Here is a 453-nt window from a genome sequence, read left to right as displayed (position 1 = left end):
TACCGACTGATGCTCGTAAATTTGCTGCTTCTAAACGATTGGTATAGCGAATGGAAAGATATTGCACACCTCTGTCGGAATGATGAATCACATTCTTTGGCATGCCTCGATCATGCAATGCTTGCTCTAATGCATCGAGCACCATATCTGTATTCATTCGTGTAGATACTTTCCATCCAACAATTGCTCGTGAGAACACATCAATAATAAAGGCGGTATAGACCCAGCCTGAATGAGTTTGAATATACGTAAAGTCACTCACCCACAGCTGATCTGGATGATCAGCACTAAAATTACGTTTCACTAAATCATCTGCTCTTTTTTGATCATCTCGGCTACGGGTGGTTTGTTTGTTCTTACCTCGCCAAACACCTTGTATACCTAGCTTTTTCATTAATCGAGCAACAGTACAGCGTGCAATAATATAGCCTTCACGTTTCAGTTTTTGCCAGA

General features: G+C 41.1%; 1 protein-coding gene. It reads right to left on the bottom strand.

Annotation, left to right across the window (positions count from 1 at the left end; all coding sequences use genetic code 11):
* The coding region (locus AC1P5O_RS16870) for an IS3 family transposase (RefSeq protein WP_499006440.1) at positions 1 to 453 on the bottom strand (453 nt) is incomplete at both ends.

The sequence above is a fragment of the Prolinoborus fasciculus genome (assembly GCF_056724605.1).
The sequence above is the reverse complement of the archived record's forward strand: the minus strand, read 5'-3'. Positions and strand labels throughout refer to the sequence as shown.